At 68.3% G+C, this 19,649-nt stretch carries 18 protein-coding genes; 13 read left to right on the forward strand and 5 right to left on the reverse strand.

What is annotated here, in order from left to right:
• Window positions 1-152: 152 nt before the first annotated feature.
• From FAB82_RS03725 to FAB82_RS03750, 6 genes are all read left to right on the forward strand, one after another.
• The gene (locus FAB82_RS03725) at window positions 153-758 is read left to right on the forward strand and encodes a 50S ribosomal protein L25/general stress protein Ctc (protein WP_136533200.1); all 606 of its coding nucleotides are present in this window, start codon (window positions 153-155) and stop codon (window positions 756-758) included.
• A gap of 17 nt (window positions 759-775) precedes the next feature.
• The gene (gene pth, locus FAB82_RS03730; RefSeq protein WP_136533201.1) at window positions 776-1,363 is read left to right on the forward strand and encodes an aminoacyl-tRNA hydrolase; all 588 of its coding nucleotides are present in this window, start codon (window positions 776-778) and stop codon (window positions 1,361-1,363) included.
• 156 nt (window positions 1,364-1,519) lie between these two features.
• Window positions 1,520-3,013, forward strand: a complete 1,494-nt coding sequence (locus FAB82_RS03735) for a sugar transferase (protein ID WP_246039435.1) — start codon at window positions 1,520-1,522, stop codon at window positions 3,011-3,013.
• A gap of 211 nt (window positions 3,014-3,224) precedes the next feature.
• A complete protein-coding gene (locus FAB82_RS03740; RefSeq protein ID WP_136533202.1) occupies window positions 3,225-4,049 on the forward strand; it encodes a 3'(2'),5'-bisphosphate nucleotidase CysQ in 825 nt (274 codons plus the stop codon).
• A 76-nt stretch (window positions 4,050-4,125) separates the two neighbouring features.
• Window positions 4,126-5,028 (forward strand): sulfate adenylyltransferase subunit CysD, encoded by a 903-nt coding sequence (gene cysD / locus FAB82_RS03745; protein WP_136533203.1) that lies wholly within the window; start codon window positions 4,126-4,128, stop codon window positions 5,026-5,028.
• On the forward strand, window positions 5,028-6,317 hold the full coding sequence (locus tag FAB82_RS03750) for a sulfate adenylyltransferase subunit 1 (RefSeq protein WP_136533204.1): 1,290 nt from the start codon (window positions 5,028-5,030) through the stop codon (window positions 6,315-6,317). The genes cysD and FAB82_RS03750 overlap by 1 nt, the downstream gene beginning before the upstream one ends.
• 136 nt (window positions 6,318-6,453) lie before the next feature.
• Here the strand turns inward: FAB82_RS03750 and FAB82_RS03755 are convergent, their stop codons facing one another.
• The 5 genes from FAB82_RS03755 to FAB82_RS03775 all read right to left on the reverse strand — a co-directional run bounded on the left by FAB82_RS03755 (window position 6,454) and on the right by FAB82_RS03775 (window position 10,150).
• Window positions 6,454-6,801 carry an MmcQ/YjbR family DNA-binding protein gene (locus FAB82_RS03755; protein WP_136533205.1) on the reverse strand — a complete coding sequence of 116 codons (348 nt, stop codon included), beginning with the start codon at window positions 6,799-6,801 and terminating at the stop codon, window positions 6,454-6,456.
• A 142-nt stretch (window positions 6,802-6,943) separates the two neighbouring features.
• A complete protein-coding gene (locus FAB82_RS03760) occupies window positions 6,944-7,741 on the reverse strand; it encodes a chromosomal replication initiator protein DnaA (RefSeq protein WP_136533206.1) in 798 nt (265 codons plus the stop codon).
• A 9-nt stretch (window positions 7,742-7,750) separates the two neighbouring features.
• Complete coding sequence (locus FAB82_RS03765; RefSeq protein WP_136533207.1) at window positions 7,751-8,374, reverse strand: DUF305 domain-containing protein; 624 nt, start codon at window positions 8,372-8,374, stop codon at window positions 7,751-7,753.
• A gap of 5 nt (window positions 8,375-8,379) precedes the next feature.
• Complete coding sequence (locus FAB82_RS03770; protein WP_136533208.1) at window positions 8,380-9,246, reverse strand: thioredoxin-like domain-containing protein; 867 nt, start codon at window positions 9,244-9,246, stop codon at window positions 8,380-8,382.
• Between the two features lie 199 nt (window positions 9,247-9,445).
• Window positions 9,446-10,150 (reverse strand): thioredoxin-like domain-containing protein, encoded by a 705-nt coding sequence (locus FAB82_RS03775; protein ID WP_136533209.1) that lies wholly within the window; start codon window positions 10,148-10,150, stop codon window positions 9,446-9,448.
• A 108-nt stretch (window positions 10,151-10,258) separates the two neighbouring features.
• Between FAB82_RS03775 and argS the strand changes: the two genes are divergently transcribed.
• The 7 genes from argS to rpmE all read left to right on the forward strand — a co-directional run bounded on the left by argS (window position 10,259) and on the right by rpmE (window position 19,647).
• On the forward strand, window positions 10,259-11,908 hold the full coding sequence (gene argS / locus FAB82_RS03780) for an arginine--tRNA ligase (RefSeq protein WP_136533210.1): 1,650 nt from the start codon (window positions 10,259-10,261) through the stop codon (window positions 11,906-11,908).
• Window positions 11,908-13,314 carry a diaminopimelate decarboxylase gene (gene lysA / locus FAB82_RS03785; protein WP_136533211.1) on the forward strand — a complete coding sequence of 469 codons (1,407 nt, stop codon included), beginning with the start codon at window positions 11,908-11,910 and terminating at the stop codon, window positions 13,312-13,314. The genes argS and lysA overlap by 1 nt, the downstream gene beginning before the upstream one ends.
• A gap of 26 nt (window positions 13,315-13,340) precedes the next feature.
• Window positions 13,341-14,618, forward strand: coding sequence for a homoserine dehydrogenase (locus tag FAB82_RS03790; RefSeq protein WP_136533212.1), 1,278 nt, complete (start codon window positions 13,341-13,343; stop codon window positions 14,616-14,618).
• Window positions 14,619-14,639: 21 nt separating this feature from the next.
• On the forward strand, window positions 14,640-15,695 hold the full coding sequence (gene thrC, locus FAB82_RS03795) for a threonine synthase (protein WP_136533290.1): 1,056 nt from the start codon (window positions 14,640-14,642) through the stop codon (window positions 15,693-15,695).
• Between the two features lie 3 nt (window positions 15,696-15,698).
• Window positions 15,699-16,577 carry a homoserine kinase gene (gene thrB / locus FAB82_RS03800; RefSeq protein ID WP_136533213.1) on the forward strand — a complete coding sequence of 293 codons (879 nt, stop codon included), beginning with the start codon at window positions 15,699-15,701 and terminating at the stop codon, window positions 16,575-16,577.
• 798 nt (window positions 16,578-17,375) lie between these two features.
• Window positions 17,376-19,241, forward strand: coding sequence for a transcription termination factor Rho (rho, locus tag FAB82_RS03805; protein ID WP_211116361.1), 1,866 nt, complete (start codon window positions 17,376-17,378; stop codon window positions 19,239-19,241).
• Between the two features lie 175 nt (window positions 19,242-19,416).
• Entirely contained in the window at window positions 19,417-19,647 is a 231-nt protein-coding gene (gene rpmE / locus FAB82_RS03810) for a 50S ribosomal protein L31 (RefSeq protein WP_136533215.1), read from the forward strand.
• Window positions 19,648-19,649 lie beyond the last annotated feature (2 nt).

The raw sequence follows: 19,649 nt of genomic DNA on the forward strand, positions 1-19,649 counted from the left end.
GGTGGGGTTGCCGACGGCGAGGGCGTCCTCGAACGGACGCCGTAATCGACGCAGAGGCGTAGGTCTTTTTCAGGGCTGCGTGCCCTTCTGAATGCCGACGTGAGCGTCGAGCGCCGCTAGAAATTATTCTTGAGAACCAGGGGAGTATTTCCGTGTCCGAAGTTCGTATCAGCGCAGAGCCACGCACTGACTTCGGGAAGGGCGGCGCGCGCCGTACTCGCCGGGCCGGAAAGGTCCCGGCAGTGGTCTATGGCCACGGTGAGAAGCCGCGCCACATCTCCCTTCCCGGGCTTGAGCTCGCCGCAGTCCTCCGCAAGGGCGGCCTGAACCAGCTCATCGAGGTCCAAGTAACCGACGGGAGCCGCGAGCTGGTCATCCCCAAGGACATCCAGCGCGACGCGCTCAAGGATCACATCGTCCACGCCGACCTCATCATCGTGCGTCGCGGCGAGAAGATCACCACCGATGTCTACATCAGCTGGACCGGCGAAGTCGAGAAGGGCGGCCTGGTCGTCCACGAGCACGACTCGCTGACCGTCGAGGCTGAAGCCACCGCGATACCCGAATCCCTCGAGGTCTCCCTCGAAGGACTGGCCGTGGGCGCCCAGCGCACCGCCGGCGAAGTCGTCCTCCCCGAGGGCACCGTGCTGGTCACCGACCCGGAGACCGTCCTGGCCTCCGTGACCGTGCCGCGCGCCGAAGCCGCCGCCGAAACCGAGGCCGAAGCGGCCGAGGGCGAAACCCCCGCTGCCGAGTAACAGCGGAACATATTGACATGACCGACGACTCGACGACGCTGGTCGCCGGCCTGGGCAACCCCGGGCCGAAGTACGCCGCGAACCGTCACAATGTCGGATTCATGGTCGTCGACGCGCTTGCCCGGCGCGTCGGCGGCCGTTTCGCCGTGGCCCGCAAGGTCCGCGCCGAAGTCTGCGAGGCTCGCTTGGGGGTAGGCGGGCCTCGCCTGCTCCTCGTCAAGCCCCTGACGTTCATGAACCTCTCGGGCGAGGCCGTCGGGCCCCTGGCCCAGTACTTCGGGATCGAACCCGAGTCGGTCATCGCCGTCCACGACGAGCTCGACATCCCCTACGGGCAGCTGCGCATCAAGCGCGGCGGCGGCGAGGGCGGCCACAACGGCCTGCGCTCGCTGTCGAAGGTGCTGGGCACCAAGGACTACGCGCGCGTGCGCTTCGGGGTCGGGCGTCCGCCCGGCCGCCAGGACGCCGCCGACTTCGTCCTCAAGGACTTCGCCAAGGCCGAGCGCGCCGATCTCGACCTCAATATCGAACTGGCGGCGGACGCGGTCGAGGCCGTCATCGAAAAAGGCGTCGAGGCCGCGCAGAACACCTTCAACGTCAAATAGGACCGGCGTCGAGCCCCCTTTCGGCAAGGGGCCCAACCCTCCTCGGATGTAGCGCCCAATGCGGTCGGGGGTCACCGCCTCCACGGTCCCCAGCATGGTCGACGTCACACAGTAATCTGGCCGTCACTCTTCGTTTCCTCGTTCGTTAGATCGATTGTGACAGTTGTTGAGGCACAAGAGGACGTCCGGCAGTCCGATCGGCTAGGGCACGTCTACTCGATCAATCCCTTGGGGCGCAAGTACAGCGCCCCGCCCGCCTGGCAGCGCAAATACTTCGCCGGGATCATCGCGGGCGATGTCTTCGCCGCGTTCTTCGGTGCGGCCGTGGCGTTCTTCGCCCGCTTCGGACACCTCGACGACCACAGCCGGGTCTACGCCCTCAGCCTGATCGCCCTGCCCGCCGTATGGATCGCCGTGCTCGGCCTCTCGCGGGCCTTCGAAAGCCGCTACCTGTTCGTCGGCACCGAGGAATACCAGCGCGTGGTCAACGCCGCGATCGCCCTCACCGCGGCCGTCGCACTCGTCTCCTACGGCCTTGAACTGCCCACTTCGCGGGTATTCGTCCTCATCGCCATTCCCACGGCCGCATCAATCTCCATCGCCGGGCGTTTCGTCTGGCGCAAGTGGCTGCACCGGATGCGCAAGCGCGGCAGGTGCATGAAGCGCGTGGTCCTAGTCGGCCACGAGTCCACCGTGGCGGCGCTGATCGTGCAGTTGCGGCGCGAGCACTACCACGGCATGAAGGTGGTCGCCGCCTGTCTTCCGACCGAGCGCCCCCAAGGTGCATTGCTGGAGTTCAACACCCGGGTGCGGGGGAGCTTCGACCGGATCGCCGAGGCCGTCGCCGTCGAGCGGGCCGACACCGTGATCGTCCTGTCCTGCCCCGAGATCGACGGTACCGCACTGCGGCGCCTCGCCTGGAAACTGGAGCGCAGCGAGGTCGACCTCATCGTCGCCTCGGCACTGGTCGACGTCGCCGGGGACCGCACCACCGTCCGCCCGGTCGACGGCCTTCCGATGCTGCACCTCGACCACGCCAACCTGACCGGCGTGCGCCGCTTCGCGAAGGAGACCGTCGACCGCATCGGCGCCGCCGCGCTCCTGCTGGCGCTCTCGCCGCTGCTGCTGACCGCGGCGTTCCTCATTCGCTGCACCTCGCCCGGCCCGGCGGTGTTCAAGCAGGAACGGATCGGCAAGAACGGCCAGCCGTTCACCATCTGGAAGTTCCGCACGATGTACACCGATGCGGAGCGGCGGCTCTCGCACCTCCAGCACCTCAACGAGACCGACGGCGTGCTGTTCAAGATGAAGGACGACCCGCGGATCACCCCGATCGGGAAGTACCTGCGCCGCTTCTCCATCGATGAGTTCCCGCAGCTGGTGAACGTGCTGCGAGGCGACATGAGCCTGGTCGGGCCGCGCCCGCCGCTGGCCGTGGAGGTCGCCGCCTACGAGGCGGACATGCGCCGCCGCCTGGTCGTCAAGCCCGGCATGACCGGGCTGTGGCAGGTCTCCGGCCGCTCCGACCTCCCGTGGGAGGAAGCGGTCCGTCTGGACCTGCGCTACGTCGAGCACTGGACGCTGTCGTTGGACTTCGTGATCCTGCTGCGCACCGTGAGCGCGATCCTGCGCCCGCAGGGGGCGTACTGACGCGCTGTCCCACGGGGCCGGGTGTGTCGGCGACCAAGCGCCCCCGCTCCTGGCGAAGCTCGCGAGCCATGAATTGGCGGTGCGACAGTGACTCGAGGGTCCGACAGCGTGAGGGAGGAGCACCGTGACGAACCCGCGAGTTGCTCCCATTTCGCGGGATTTTCTGGCCCAGCATTTGGACGCAATTGGGACGCAGCGTAGACTGACCGGCATGCATGACGCCCCTGGCTCCGCATCCGCGACCGGAGCCCCCACCGCCACGCCCCAGGCCGCCGACGCCTACGACGTGGGGTTCGCCGCCGAACTGGCCCACGGTGCGGGGGAACTGCTCCTCGAGCTCAGGGACGAACTCGGCTTCGACGACCCCAAGGCGCTCAAGGCCGCCGGGGACCGCCGGGCCGACGACTACCTGCTCGGCCGCCTCGCGGCCGAGCGCCCCGGCGACGCCGTGCTCTCCGAGGAGGGCAAGGGCGAGCAGGGCCGCGTCGGCACCGCCCGCCTCGACGCCGACCGGGTCTGGATCATCGACCCGCTCGACGGCACCCGCGAGTACTCCGAAGCAGGACGCGACGACTGGGCCGTGCACGTCGCCCTGTGGCAGCGGGGCCTCGGCCTCACCGCCGCGGCCGTCGCCCTCCCCGCAGAGGGTGTGACGTTGCGCACCGACGCGCTTTACGAGGTCCCCGAAGCCCGCGCCGGGAAGCCCCGGATCGCCGTGTCCCGCACCAGGCCCCCGGCCGAGGCCGAGGCCGTCGCGGCGGCCATCGGCGCCGAACTCGTCCCGATGGGCTCCGCCGGCGCCAAGGTCATGGCCGTCGTCGCCGGTACAGTGGATGCTTATGTGCACTCCGGCGGGCAGTTCGAGTGGGACTCCGCCGCACCAGTGGCGGTGGCCCTCGCCTCGGACTGGCACGCCTCGCGGATCGACGGCGCTCCGCTGCGGTACAACAACGCCGACCCGTACCTGCCGGACCTCCTGGTCTGCCGCCCCGACCTGGCCGGGCCCGCGCTAAAGGCCATCGCCGAAACGCACTGACCGACCGGTTCCGACCGGACCCGATGAGAAACGAACCCACCCCGAACGGGGTCGAGCTGAGAGGAGTACTGCGCCGGTGAGCGACTACCGCATCAGCCATCTCGCCGCGCTGGAGGCCGAGGCGATCTTCATCTTCCGTGAGGTCGCAGCCACCTGTCAGCGCCCAGTACTGCTCTTCTCCGGGGGCAAGGACTCCATCGTCATGCTCCACCTGGCGCAGAAGGCGTTCGCGCCCGCGCCGGTGCCCTTCCCGGTCATGCACGTCGACACCGGGCAGAACTTCGCCGAGGTCATCGACTACCGCGACCGAAGAGTCGCCGAGACAGGCGTCCAGCTCCTGGTCGCCTCCGTGCAGGACGCGATCGACCGCGGCATGGTCACCGAGCCGCCGGACGGGACCCGCAACCGGATCCAGACCCCGGTGCTGCTCGAGGCCGCCGAGAAGTACCAGTTCGACGCGCTCTTCGGCGGCGCCCGCCGCGACGAAGAGAAGGCCCGCGCCAAGGAGCGCGTGTTCTCCTTCCGCGACGACTTCGGCCAGTGGGACCCCAAGAACCAGCGCCCCGAACTGTGGAACCTGTACAACGGCCGGGTCCACCCGGGCGAGCAGATCCGCGTGTTCCCGCTGTCGAACTGGACCGAGCTGGACGTGTGGCGCTACATCGGCGAGCAGGACATCGAGCTCCCCGACGTGTACTTCGCCGCCGAGCGCGAGGTCGTCGAGCGCGACGGCATGCTCTACGCCGTCAACGAGTTCATCACCCCGAGGGACGGCGAGCAGGTCTTCACCGAGAAGGTCCGCTACCGCACCGTCGGCGACGCGAACCTGACCGCCGGGGTCCGCTCCGACGCGACCACCGTCGACCAGATCATCGTCGAGGTCGCCGCGACCCGCATCACCGAGCGCGGCGCGACCCGGGGCGACGACAAGACCTCCGAGGCCGCGATGGAAGACCGCAAACGGGAAGGCTACTTCTAATGACGGACGCCGCCACCTTGACTCCCGAGGCCGACGAGGAAGCCACCGAGCTGCTGCGCTTCGCCACCGCCGGCAGCGTCGACGACGGCAAGTCCACCCTCATCGGGCGCCTGCTGTACGACACGAAGACGCTGTTCGAGGACCAGTGGGACGCCGTCGAGGCCGTCAGCGCCGGACGCGGTGACGAGTACACCGACCTGGCGCTGCTCACCGACGGACTGCGTTCCGAGCGCGAGCAGGGCATCACGATCGACGTGGCCTACCGCTACTTCGCGACGCCACACCGCAAGTTCATCATCGCCGACACCCCCGGGCACATCCAGTACACCCGCAACATGGTCACCGGCGCTTCGACCGCCGACCTGGCGCTGATCCTGGTCGACGCCCGCAAGGGCCTGGTCGAGCAGTCCCGGCGCCACGCGTTCCTGTGCTCGCTGCTGCGGGTCCCGCACGTGGTGCTGTGCGTCAACAAGATGGACCTAGTCGACTACGACGAGGAGGTCTTCAAGCAGATCGAGAAGGAGTTCTGCTCCTTCGCGACCAAGCTCGAAGTCCCCGACCTGACGGTCATCCCGATCTCGGCGCTCAAGGGCGACAACGTCGTCAACCGCTCCGAGCACATGGACTGGTATCAGGGCCCGAGCCTGCTCCACCACCTGGAGAAGGTCCACATCGCTTCGGACCGCAACCTGGTGGACGTGCGTTTCCCGGTCCAGCACGTGATCCGGCCGCACTCGTCCGACCTGCACGACTACCGCGGCTACGCCGGCCAGATCGCCTCGGGCGTCATGAAGCCCGGCGACGAGGTCATGGTGCTGCCGAGCGGTTTCACCTCGCGGATCGCCTCGATCGAGACCGCCGACGGCCCGCTTGACGAGGCCTTCCCGCCGCTCAGCGTCACCGTGCGTCTCGAGGACGAGCTCGACGTGTCGCGCGGCGACATGCTGTGCCGCCCGGGCAACCAGCCACGCGTGTCGCAGGACATCGAGGCGATGGTCTGCTGGATGGATGAGGCGCGGCCGCTGCGGCTGCGCGGCAAGTACGCAATCAAGCACACCACGGCCGACGTGCGAGCGGTCGTGAAGGACGTCCAGTACCAGCTCGACGTGAACACGCTGCACCGTGACGAGTCGGCGAACGAGTTGAAGCTCAACGAGATCGGGCGCGTGACGCTGCGGACGACCAAGCCGCTGCTGTGCGACGACTACCGTCGCAACCGCGAGACCGGCGGGTTCATCATCATCGATGAATCCGACAACCGCACCGTGGGCGCCGGCATCATCGTCTGAGAGAAGCTTGCATTTTCGGGGGGCCGGAGCATCGCTCCGGCCCCCCGAACTTGTCACACCATCGGCATACACTTGCGTCCAGGGGTCCCTTGGGCCGGATATTTTACGAAATAACGGGATTCGTCGCCTTTGCCGGTCATTCGCCGGCGGCCTCGTAGGCCTTGCGGACTCTGGCCGGGGCCTTGAGGAACCAGGCGTCCTCCACGATCTCTTCCAGGCGCCGGACCTTGATCTTGTCCAGGTCGATCAGGATCATCGCGTAGCCGTCGTAGTGCGGCGTCGTGTAGAACGCCGGGTCGCCCTCCGCGAGCAGGGCCTCTTTCTCACTCGGATCGCAGGCGATCGCCAGCCCGCCCTCCGCCTCGGACCGCAGGCGCGCGAAGAACTTGCCCCCCACCCGCAGCGACGGCGTGTTCCAGTGAGTGCCCTCCTCGACCTGCGGAAACCGCTGCGCGATCGCCACGACGTCATCCCATGTCGGCATTCGATGCTCCCTTCGCTCCACTTCATGGTGGGGCACGGGACCGACACTGGGATCGCTACGACCACTCCGAGGTTCGAAGATCCGGTCAGCGGCGCGGCCGCGGGCCGCGTCGTCGCGAGGCGCGGGCACCGCGCCCGGGGGATTACGGGTTGATCCACTCCGCGATCGAGATGAGGCTGGCCGCCGAGGCGCCGAGCACCGCCAGCGCCACCACCGTGGCCGCCAGCAACCGCAACGGCATGTGGGTCCAGTCCGGTCCCATCTGCTTGCGCCGCGCGGGCATGTTCCGCGACAGTTCGCTCTGGCGTGATTCGACCGCCGGGGGCAGATCCGCCTTCTCCTCCACCGGAGGCGCGGTGCGGGGGAGTAGCTGCGTCTCGCCGGTGAGGCCGTTGACGTTCACCTGGTCGATCTGGACCGTGATCGGGCCGACCGAGCCGCGCATGCCGTCGCCCACGCGGGCGAATTGAGCCGTGTCGTCGCCGCGGGACCGGCGGCCCGCGTTCGGTCCGCCGTTCGGTTCGCTTTGCGGGTCGCCGAGCGGACCAGTTTGCGGGCCGCTATACGGTTCGCTCTTCGGTGCGGCGTATGGGTTCTGCGGTGCGCCGTATTGGTCACTCGGCTGTCCGCCGTACGGGGGCTGCTGCGCGCCGCTGTACGGGTCGGCTTGCGGGGCAGCCGGGTTGGGATTTTCCCAGCCGTTCGAGGGCGCGCTCGGCCCCCAGGCCGGTCGGGGTTCGCTGTGGGTGCGCTGCGAGGTCGAGGGGCTCCAGACCCGATCCGGATCGGCCGGGGCTCTGCGCAGGTTCGCATTGGCATCGGCGTCGACTTGGACGGTCCGGCGTTCGCCGGTGCCGCGGACGCCGTCACCGACCTCGGGCAGTTCACCCGTGGTCGGGTGAGAAGGATGGCCGTAGCTCGGGCCCCACCCGTGGCTCATCGAAGGCCTCTATTCCTCGCCGCCGGATTCGGATTCGATCCGGGCGAGATGGCCCTCCATATTGGTGATATCGGCCTTTTGGACGGTCACCATGTTCTGGGCCGCGCCGACCACGGTGTCGTTGTCGCTCAAGTCGATCAGCGTCTCGGCCATGTCGATCCCGCCAATGTGGTGGGCGATCATGAGTTCGCCGAACATGATGTCGGCCTCGCGCCCGGTGAGGGATCTGAACTCGGTCATCTCCTCATCGGTGGCCATCCCGGCCATCTGGCCCGACTGCTCCAGGTCGTGGACGTGCTCGTCGCCCGCCCAGGCCATCGGCTCGCTGGCGCTCATCTGCACGTCCCACTCGTTCAGCCAGGAGCGCATCATCCCGATCTCGGCGCTCTGGGCGGTGGCGATGTCGTAGGCGATGGCGCGCATCGCCTCGTCCTCGCCGACCTCCCACTCGTGCATGGCCATCGCGACGGCCTGCTGATGGTGGGTCTGCATGTCGCGGGCGAAGCCGGCCTCGGCCGAGTCGTTCCCCGGACTCGCCGTGCCCGCCACCCAGCCGACCACGAGGCCGGCGCCGAGCATGAGCACGGCCGCCACGGCCACGAGCAGCGCCGGACTGCGCCACAGGCGATTCATCAGAGCTACTCCCCGCTGCCGGACTGGCCTTCCATCTGCTCCATCATCTCAGCAAGCTCTTCCTCGCTCATCTGCGAGGGGTCCATTCCGCCGCCCTGCTGCTGCGCTGCCGCAGCGGCTTCCTCGGCCGTCGTGGTGACGCCGCCCTCGCAGGTCGCGTTCATCTCGGCGAGGTTGTCGCCGTTCTGGACGTAGAAGTTGAGGAACTCCTCGATCTTGGGGTCGTTCAGGTCGTCGGTCTGGTACTGGACGCCCCACGCCTGCACTGAAACGGCCTTGCCCTGCTCGGGGTAGGGGCTCATGAAGCTGTAGTCGCGGCCCTCGATCAGGCCGGTCAGCTGCTCGATCCCGTCGCCGTCCACCAGCGCGGGGTCGTAGGTCAGCCACACCGCGCCGTGCTCCAGCGAGTGGACGGCGTTGCCGTCGACGATGGCCCCGGCGTAGACCGAGCCGGTGCAGGTCTGCCACTGGCTGAGGTGGTTGCCGCCGGCGGGCGGGGCGATCTCGTAAGTCGGAGGAGTGCCGTCCCAGGCCTCGTCGGCGTCGACGTGGTTCTGCTGCATGACCCAGGGGTTCTTCAGGTCCTCGGCGGTGACGTCGCCGTCATCGATCGCCTGCTGGGCCTCCTGGTAGCTGCCGTATTCGCCGTAGAAGTCCGTGACGCCCTCTGGGGGCTGGCTGCGGTCCCACACGACGAACACGGCGGCGGCGATGAGGCCGAGTGCCACGACGCCGACGCCGGAGAAGGTGAGGATCAGGCCCCACGGCTTGGGCTGCTTGACCTGGACGGCGCGGCCCTTGCGGCCAGCGCCGGAGGCCGAGCCATTGAAGGCCGAGCCCTTGGAAGGAGACTGCTTCTTCTTGGGTGCCATGTTCGCTGGGAGCCTTATTCGTCGACTTCGGGATGGTTACGGGAGGAAGGTCCGACACCGTCGAGCGAATTCCTCTCGCGTACGCCACCATACCGGGTCGACTTGTCGGGAATTATGAGAGCGGTCCACATCACTGTGCGCGCGGGGCCGAATCGGACGGACCCGCCGGTCGCGGGCCCGCCCAGGAGCGTGCGCCCATCTAAGCCTCGACGGTGGTGACGAGCCCGCCCTCGCACGTCGCGTTCGGCTCGGGGTTGAAGGCCGGGTTGAGGATGTACGCGTCCAGGTAGGCCTCGATGTTCGGATCGGCGACGTCCTCGGTCTGGTACCGGTTGCCCCACGACTGGAGCGACACCGCCACGCCCTGGCCGGGGTAGGGGCTCATGAGGCTGTAGTCGCGGTCCCCGATCTGCTCCGCCAGCGCCGCAACTCCGGCGGCGTCGACCAGTTCCGGGTCGTAGGTCAGCCACACCGCGCCGTGCTCCATCGAGTGCACGGCATTGCCGTCCGCGACCGGGCCGTCGTACACCGAGCCGGTGCAGGTCTGCCAGACGCTCAGGTGGTTCCCGCCGGCCGGGGGGCTCATCTCGTACGTCGGCGGCTCGGTGCTGCCGGAGGCGTCGACGTGGTCCTGCTGCACCACGAACGGGTATTCGAGGTCTTCGGCGGTGATGTCGCCCGCATTGATCGCCGCGATCGCGGTCACGTAGTCGCCGTGCTCGCCGTAGAAGTTCTCGACCCCGTCGATCTCGACGGTCTCGCCCGGTGTGCTCTGGGCGGCCGTCGACTCCTCGGCGGCTTCGCCGTTCTCGGGTTCGGGATCGGGCTGGCTGCATCCGAAGCCGAGCGTCGCGAGCGCGGCGACGGAGGCGAGTGCGGTGAGACGGTGACGAAGCGGGTGCATGGCACTGCCCTTCCAGTCGGGGCCGGGTCGCCAGTGACTCTACTTCAGGCTGGTCACACAGGGCTTTATCGGTCGCGAGTGTCTCGGAGCTACGTCTAGGATTGCGGGGTGACTCCTGAGACGCTCGCAGAGAAAGTGCTGTCCGCAACGCGCACGGTGTTCGCCGACCTCGGCCTCGACACCGCTGTGCTGCCCGATAAGACGGCCGTGGAGCGACCCCGAAACCCCGAGCACGGGGACTACGCCTCCAATATCGCTCTGCAGGTGGCGAAGAAGGCCGGCGCGAACCCGCGCGAGCTCGCCGCGGGCATCGCCGCGAAGCTCGCCGAGACCGACGGCGTCTCCAAGGCCGACATCGCCGGCCCCGGCTTCCTGAACATCACCCTCGACGCGGCCGCCGCCGGCGAGATCGCCGGACGGGTCATCGCCGCCGGGACCGCTTACGGGTACAACACCTCGATGGAGGGCGTCAACGCGAACCTGGAGTTCGTGTCGGCGAACCCCACCGGGCCGATCCACGCCGGCGGCACCCGTTGGGCGGCCATGGGCGATGCGCTCGCCCGTGTCATGCGCGCTTCCGGCGCGAAAGTGACCTCTGAGTACTACGTCAACGACGCCGGCGCCCAGATCGACCACTTCGCCGCCTCGCTGCTGGCCCGCGCCAAAGACGAGCCGACTCCCGAGAACGGCTACGTCGGCGCCTACATCGACGAGATCGCCGCCGACGTGCTGAAGCGCCGGCCCGAAGCGCTCGAAGCAGACGATGCGCTCGACATCTTCCGCACCGTCGGCCTGGAGCTGATGCTCGACGACATCAAAGCCACCCTGGCCGACTTCGGCACCCACTTCGACGTGTTCTTCTCCGAGAAGAGCCTCCACGACAAGGGCGAGCTCGAAGTGGCGGTGGACCGGCTCGCCAAGCTCGGCCACGTCTACGAGGCCGACGGGGCGACCTGGCTGCGCACCACCACCTTCGGCGACGACAAGGACCGCGTCCTCAAGAACTCCAAGGGCGCCTGGACCTACTTCGCCTCGGACTGTGCCTACTACCTCGACAAGCGCGAGCGCGGATTCGGCAAGCTCGTGTTCATGCTCGGCGCCGACCACCACGGCTACGTCGGCCGGATGCAGGCGATCAGCCAGGCATTCGGCGACGAACCGGGCACCATGGAGATCCTCATCGGCCAGTTCGTCAACCTCCTGCGCGACGGCGAGCCGATCCGGCTGTCCAAACGGGCCGGAAACGTCGTGACGCTCAACGACATCGTCGACGCGGTCGGCATCGACGCCACCCGCTACGCCCTCACCCGCTACTCCGCGGACTCCACGATCGACCTCGACATCGACCTGTGGACGAAGCATTCCAGCGACAACCCGGTCTATTACGTGCAGTACGCGCACGCCCGCATCTCCGGAGTGCTGCGCAACGCCGCCGAGCGGAGCGCCGAACGCGGCGGCGCCTACGACGCGTCGCTGTTGACCCACCCCAGGGAGGTCGATCTGGCGCTGGCGTTGGCGGAGTTCCCGGCCGTGGTCGCCGCCGCCGCCGACCTCCGCGAGCCGCACCGCGTCGCCCGCTACGCCGAGGACCTGGCCGCGGCCTACCACCGCTTCCAGCACGACTGCCGCATCCTGCCCTATCCGGACGAGGAGTTCACCGAGACGGGCCGGGCCCGGCTGTGGCTGGCCGACGCGACCCGCGTCGTCATCGCCAACTCGCTCGCCATGCTCGGCGTCTCAGCCCCGGAGCGGATGTAATGCGGATCCACGAAGCCGGCGCACTGCACGGCGACTTCGACTTCTACACGCTGCGCCCCGGCTGGCTCGGCGTGCCCGACGACGTCAACGCCCTGCACCCGGAGCTGTGGGCGAGCAATGTCGAACGATCCGACGACGGGGTCCTCCACATCGGCGGCATCTCGGTCGAGAGACTCGCCGCCGAGTTCGGCACCCCCGCCTACGTGCTCGACGAGGACGACTTCCGCGCCCGCTGCCGGGCCTGGACCGAGGCCTTCGACGGCGCCGACGTCTACTACGCCGCCAAGGCCTTCTGCTCCAAAGCGGTCCTGCGGGCCGCCGTGGAGGAGGGCCTGAACGTCGACGTCTGCTCCGCCGGGGAACTCGCCGTCGCGCTGGCCGCCGGGGTGGAGCCGGCCCGGCTCGGCCTCCACGGCAACAACAAGTCCGTCGCCGAACTGCGCCAGGCCGTCGAACTCGACCTGGGTCGCATCGTCGCCGACTCCTACACCGAGATCGCGCGGCTCGAAGAGATCAGCGCGGCCCTGGGCAAGCGGGCCAAGGTGATGGTCCGCGTCAATGTCGGCGTCGAGGCCCACACCCACGAGTACATCGCCACCGCCCACGAGGACCAGAAGTTCGGCTTCTCCCTCACCGGCGGCCACGCCTACGAGGCCGCCCGCCGCGTCATCGCCGCCGAGCACCTCGAACTGATCGGGCTGCACTCGCACATCGGCTCCCAGATCTTCGACACCGCCGCGTTCGAGGTCTCCGCCGCCCGCGTCGTCCGCCTGCACGCGAAGCTCCAGACCGACCTGGGCGTCTCCATCCCCGAGATGGACCTCGGCGGCGGCTTCGGCATGGCCTACACCAGCCAGGACGACCCGCAGCCGCCCGCCGACATCGCCGCCTCGCTGGGCAAGATCGTCGCCGAGGAATGCGCCGCCGCCGGCATCGACACCCCGCGGTTGTCCATCGAACCCGGCCGCACCCTCATCGGCCCGGCCGTGTTCACCCTCTACGAGGTCGGCACCGTCAAGCCCGTCACCCTCTCCTCGGTGGGCGCCTCGCGCCTGTACGTGTCGGTCGACGGGGGCATGAGCGACAACATCCGCTCCGCGCTCTACGACGCCACCTACTCGGCCACGATCGCCTCGCGTTCCTCCGCGGCCGCACCGGCACTGGCCCGAGTAGTGGGAAAGCATTGCGAAGCGGGCGACATTGTTGTTAAAGATGAGTTCCTACCAGCCGACGTCGCCCCCGGCGACCTGCTCGCGGTGCCGGGAACCGGCGCCTACTGCCGGTCAATGGGCTCGAACTACAACCACGTGCCCCGCCCGCCGGTCGTCGCCGTCAGGAACGGCGAGGCGCGGGTGATCCTGGCCCGTGAAACGGTCGATGACCTCCTGCGTCTCGACGTCGGCTAACACCAACTCTCGGAAGGTAACCAGCGATGAAACTCGCGCTACTCGGATGCGGCACCGTCGGCAGTGAAGTCGTGCGCCTCATGCGAATGCGCGGGGACGACCTGGCCGCCCGAGTAGGTGAACCGATCGAGATCGCCGGGATCGCGGTGCGGCGCCTCGACCGCGACCGCTCGCACCTGCCGGTCGACCCGTCGCTGTTCACCACCGATGCGCTCGGACTGATCAAACGCGACGACGTCGACCTCGTCGTGGAGGTCGCCGGCGGCATCGAGCCCGCCCGCACCTGGATCGCCACCGCCCTCGCCGAGGGCAAGTCCGTGGTCACCGCCAACAAGGCCCTCCTGGCCGAGGACGGGCCCGCCCTGTCCGCCGCCGCGAAGGCCGGCGGCGCCGACCTGTACTACGAGGCCGCCGCCGCGGCGGCCATCCCGCTCATGCGTCCGCTGCGCGAATCGCTGCACGGCGACAAGATCAACCGCGTCCTCGGCATCGTCAACGGCACCACCAACTACATCTGCTCGCAGATGTCGCGCACCGGCGCGTCCTTCTCCGAGGCGCTCGCCGAGGCCACCGACCTGGGCTATGCCGAGGCCGATCCGACCGCCGACATCGACGGCTTCGACGCCGCCGCCAAGGCCGCGCTCATCGCCTCCCTCGCCTTCCACACCCACGTGGACCTGGGTGAGGTCTACCGCGAAGGCATCCGCGACCTCAAGGCCTCGGACATCGCCTCCGCCGCCTCCGAGGGCCGCGTCGTCAAGCTGCTGTGCATCGCCACCCGCGAAGAGGACGGCGTCTCCGTGCGCGTCCACCCCGCGATGATCCCCGCGACCCACCCGCTCGCCAACGTCGACGGCGCCTACAACGCCGTATTCGTCGAGGCCGAGTCCGCCGGGCGCCTCATGTTCTACGGCGCCGGCGCCGGCGGCACCGAGACCGCCTCCGCCGTGCTCGGCGACATCGTCGCCGTGGCCCGCAACAAGCGCGGCGGCATCACTGCCTTCCCGCCCGAGGCCGCCTACTCGGACCTGCCGGTGAAACCCATCGGCGAGGCCCGCACCCGCTACCACGTCAGCCTCGACGTGGTCGACGAGCCGGGCGTGCTCGCCCGAGTGGCGGCCACCTTCGCCCACCACGGCGTCAGCCTCGCCACCGTGCATCAGTCCGGGCAGGGTGATGAGGCCAAGCTCGTCCTGGTCACCCACATCGCGGCGGATCAGCAATTGTCGGACACCGTAGAGGAACTGTCGCAACTGACGTCGGTGCACCAAGTCGCCAGCGTCATGCGAGTCGAAGGAGAATAGGACGACATGTCCGAAAGCGCAATGCGCCCGGGGTGGCGCGGTCTGATTGAAGAGTTCAGAGACCGGCTTCCGGTCACCGATGCCACCCCGGTCGTCACCCTCCAGGAGGGCGGCACGCCGCTGCTCCCGGCTCCCATCCTGTCTGAGAAGACCGGCTGCGACGTCTACCTCAAGATCGAGGGCCTCAACCCGACCGGCTCCTTCAAGGACCGCGGCATGACCATGGCCGTCTCCAAGGCCGTCGAGGCCGGTTCCAAGGCCGTCATCTGCGCCTCCACCGGCAATACGTCGGCCTCGGCCGCCGCCTACGCCGCCCGGGCCGGCATCACCTGCGCCGTGCTCGTCCCCGCGGGGAAGATCGCGCTCGGCAAACTCGCCCAGGCCCTCGTCCACGGCGCCAAACTCCTCCAGCTCGACGGCAACTTCGACGACTGCCTCACCATCGCGGACAAGCTCTCCCAGGACTACCCGGTCACGCTGGTCAACCACATCAACCCCAACCGGATCCAGGGCCAGAAGACCGCCGCGTTCGAGGTCGCCGCCGTCCTCGGCGACGCCCCCGACATCCACGTCCTGCCCGTCGGCAACGCCGGCAACATCACCGCCTACTGGCTCGGCTACAACGAGGACCACAAGGCCGGCAACATCACCAAGCTGCCCCGCATGCTCGGCGTCCAGGCCGCCGGGGCCGCGCCGATCGTCAACGGCCACGTCGTGGAGCACCCGCAGACCATCGCCACCGCCATCCGCATCGGCAATCCCGCCTCCTGGACCAAGGCCCTCGACGCCAAGCAGGAGTCGAACGGCGACATCATCGCCGCCACCGACCGCGAGATCCACTCCGCCTACATGCTCCTGGCCCGCCACGAGGGCGTGTTCGTCGAACTCGCCTCCGCCGCCTCGGTCGCCGGACTGCTCAAGCAGGCCGAGGCCGGATGGGTCGACAAGGGACAGACGATCGTCTGCACCGTGACCGGCAACGGCCTCAAGGACCCCGACTGGGCCGTCTCGACCGCCCCGCAGCCGCAGACCGTCCCCGTGGACGTGGTCCAGACCGCGACCGCCCTGGGTCTCTAGGCGATGGGAACCAGCGCCACCGTTCGGGTTCCCGCGACCTCCGCGAATCTCGGACCCGGCTTCGACTCGCTCGGCCTCGCCCTCGACCTGTACGACGAGGTCACCGCCGCCAGGACCCCCTCCGGCGTCAGCGTCGAAGTGGACGGCGAAGGCGCCGAGACCGTCGCCACCGACGAACGGCACCTCGTCGCCGCCACCATGCTGCGCACCTTCGACCACCTCGGCGTGCCCGCCCCCGGCCTGCACCTGAAGTGCCGCAACCGCATCCCGCACGCCCGCGGACTCGGCTCCTCCTCGGCCGCGATCGTGGCCGGCATCATGCTCGCCGACGATCTCGCCGAAAGCCGCATGAGCCGCGGCGAGAAACTGGCGCTGGCCAGCGAGATCGAGGGGCATCCGGACAATGTGGCCCCGTGCCTCCTGGGCGGCTTCACCATCGCCTACACCACAGAGGACGGCGCGTCGGCGGTCAGTCTCGAAGTCTCTCCCCGCGTGCGCCCTTGGGTGTTCGTGCCCGAGGTCAAGGGCCTGACGGCCGCGGCCCGGGCCGCGCTGCCGGAGAAGGTGCCGTACGCCGACGCGGTGTTCAACCTCTCCCGGGCCGCGCTGCTGGTCGACGCGATCACGCGCAAGCCCTCCCGCCTGTTCGAGGCGACCGATGACCGACTTCACCAGTCGTATCGGGCCAAGGGAATGCCGCAGAGCATGCACTTGTTGAGGGAATTGCGTTCAGCCGGGATTGCGGCGGCGGTATCGGGAGCGGGACCGACGGTCATCGCCCTGGCGACCGCCGAGTCGCCGATCCCGGAGGAATCGTCCGGTTTCCGGGCCCTGCGCCTGGACGTAGCGGACGGCGCCGTGATCGTCGCCGGCCCGAGCTAGCGGGTGCGTGGTGGTACCGGAAGGTCTGGCTCCGGCCCGTTTGCCCGCTCGCTGCGTTGTCGGGCTCCCAGATCCAACACCGGGATCTGGAAGCCCTTCCGCCTTGCGAGCGAACAAACGGACTCGGATCCAGCCTCACCCGGTACCACCATGCACCCGCTAGGCGTCTCTCTGACCTCGATGATGAGTGATCTTCGGGTCCGTTGGTGAGATTGGGAAGGGTGCGCTAGTATTCCTTCTAGACGACCACCCGGTGTCGTGACTGCTCGAAGCCTTGCTTATGCTTGTGGTCACAACAGCTGCGGCGCATCCAGCGCACGCCTGATCTCTTGTTTGGGTCATCACCCTCAATCATGGATTTGTGACTTTGCATAGCTCTAGCGTGACATGGCACAGTTCTGACTTCGCTTCTGCGAAGCACCACGTGTCGCACCGTGCGCGTCGATCATCTTCGCCGGCTGGCAAATCACAGACCCAGAGGCGAAGCCTCAACCGGGACCTCCATCTGGCGGCCCCAGGGTGTACCCAGTACCAGCTGTTGCACCGATTCACCGTGACCAATCTATGAGCGCACGGTGTGCGACGCGATGGCCGGACGCAAACCAGAACATCGGCATTGCGGCTATTTGAAAGACGCGGAAACTCCTCGAATTCACCTTCGAAGTTCTCCGCCAGGGAAGGAATCCATTGAGCGACACCACCGGCACGACGTCGGACCGGAATAGCAGTGCGGCGTCGGCTCCGGGAACTCTCCCGGAGACCAAGAAGCGCCGCCGGGCAGGAACCGGTTTGGCCTCTATGCTGATGCCCGAGCTCCAGCAGATGGCGCAATCGCTCGGCATCACCGGCGTTGGCCGGATGCGCAAGAGCGAGCTCATCGCCGCCATCCAAGAACGGCAGGCTGACGGCTCGGAGACCGGCGGTGCCAGCGCAGAACAGGAGGCCCCGCCAGTGCCTGACTCCGAACAATCACCGATCGCAGAGGTCGAGTCGACCACAGTCGACACTTCCGAAGCCGAAACCGCTTCGAGCTCAGCTGGAACCAGCGCTGAAGAGGCCGAAGAGAAATCCAGCTCGGCTGCCCGCCGCGCCACTCGTCCGGCCGGACCTCCGCAGCCTCGGCGCCGCGAAGACCGCGCCGAGCGGACCGAAAGGGACGCATCGCCGGCCGCTGCCGAGTCCGAGTCGTCCGATGAGGACCGTGAGGAGCGACCGACTCGCCGCCGCGAGCGTCGCGTCCGCAATGAGCAGACCGACAACCGCGCCGAGGCCGAGACCGTCGAGGTCGAGAGCCGCACCGAGCAGCGCGAGCGACAGGGCGAGCGTCGCGACCGCGACGACCGCCGTGAGCCGCGCGAGCCGCGCGACCAGCGCGACCGTGACGATCAGGGCGAGGGCGGCCGTCGCCGCAAGCGCCGCGACCGCTCCGACCGACGCCAGCGCGGCAACGGTCGCGAAGACGTCGAGCCGCGTACCGGTGGCACCCAGAACGACGAACAGCTCGTTCCGGTCGCCGGGATCCTCGACATCCTCGACAACTACGCGTTCATCCGCACCACCGGGTACCTCGCCGGTCCCGACGACGTCTACGTCTCGATGTCGCAGGTGCGCAAGCACCGGCTGCGCCGCGGCGACGCCATCACCGGCGCAGTCAAGCCCAGCCGTGGCGGCGAAGAGAACGGCAACAGCGGCGGTGGCGGCGGCAAGCAGCAGCAGCGCCGCGAGAAGTACAACCCGCTCGTGCGCCTGGACACCGTCAACGGCATGAGCCCTGACGACGCCAAGCAGCGCGACGAGTTCTACAAGCTCACGCCGCTCTACCCGCAGGAGCGCCTGCGTCTGGAGACCGAGCCGAACGCGCTCACCACGAGGGTTATAGACCTAGTGGCGCCGATCGGCAAGGGCCAGCGCGCCCTCATCGTCTCCCCGCCCAAGGCGGGTAAGACGATGGTGCTGCAGGCGATCGCGAACGCGATCACCACGAACAACCCCGAGTGCCACCTGATGGTGGTCCTCGCGGACGAGCGGCCCGAAGAGGTCACCGACATGCAGCGTTCGGTGAAGGGCGAGGTCATCGCCTCGACCTTCGACCGCCCGCCGTCGGACCACACCACCGTCGCGGAGCTGGCGATCGAGCGGGCCAAGCGCCTGGTCGAACTCGGCCACGACGTGGTCGTGCTGCTCGACTCGATCACCAGACTGGGCCGCGCGTACAACAACGCGTCGCCCGCCTCGGGTCGCATCCTGTCCGGTGGTATCGACTCGACGGCGCTCTACCCGCCGAAGCGATTCCTGGGCGCGGCGCGGAACATCGAGCACGGCGGTTCGCTGACGATCATCGCCACGGCGCTGGTCGAGACCGGCTCCATGGGTGACACGGTCATCTTCGAAGAGTTCAAGGGCACCGGCAACGCCGAGCTCAAGCTCGACCGCAAGATCGCCGAGAAGCGCACCTACCCGGCCATCGACGTCCACCAGTCGAGCACCCGCAAGGACGAGCTCATGATGAGCCCCGAGGAGCAGGCGGTGCTGCTGAAGCTCCGCCGGGTCCTGTCCGCGCTGGAGCCGCAGCAGGCGATCGACACGCTCATCGACCGGCTCAAGAAGTCGCAGACGAACGCGGAATTCTTGATGTCGATCGTGCGGACGACGCCGAGCGAATAAGTGTGAGACGTGAGGCCGCTCTGGTTGAGAGCGGCCTCACGGCTTAATATTGAGTATCGGTGCGCAGGTCGCGCACTTGCAAGCTAAGAGCCCCCGGTGCGGGGCACGATGCGGTACCGGTTCACTGCCCGAGCGGAAGCGACGGCAGACCCGGCGACCGAGAGAAAGGGAAGCAATGAAACAGGGCATTCACCCTGAATACTTCGTCACCGACGTGACCTGTTCCTGTGGGAACAGCTTCACGACCCGGTCGACGGTGGCCTCCGGCAAGATCCAGGCCGCGACCTGCAACAAGTGCCACCCGTTCTACACGGGCAAGCAGCGCATCCTCGACACCGGCGGTCGCGTGGCCAAGTTCAAGGCCCGCTACGCCAAGTCGCAGGAAAAGGCTCAGTCCGGCAAGTAGCT

The sequence above is a fragment of the Glycomyces buryatensis genome (assembly GCF_004912275.1).
GTDB classification, from domain to species: Bacteria; Actinomycetota; Actinomycetes; order Mycobacteriales; family Micromonosporaceae; genus Glycomyces; species Glycomyces buryatensis.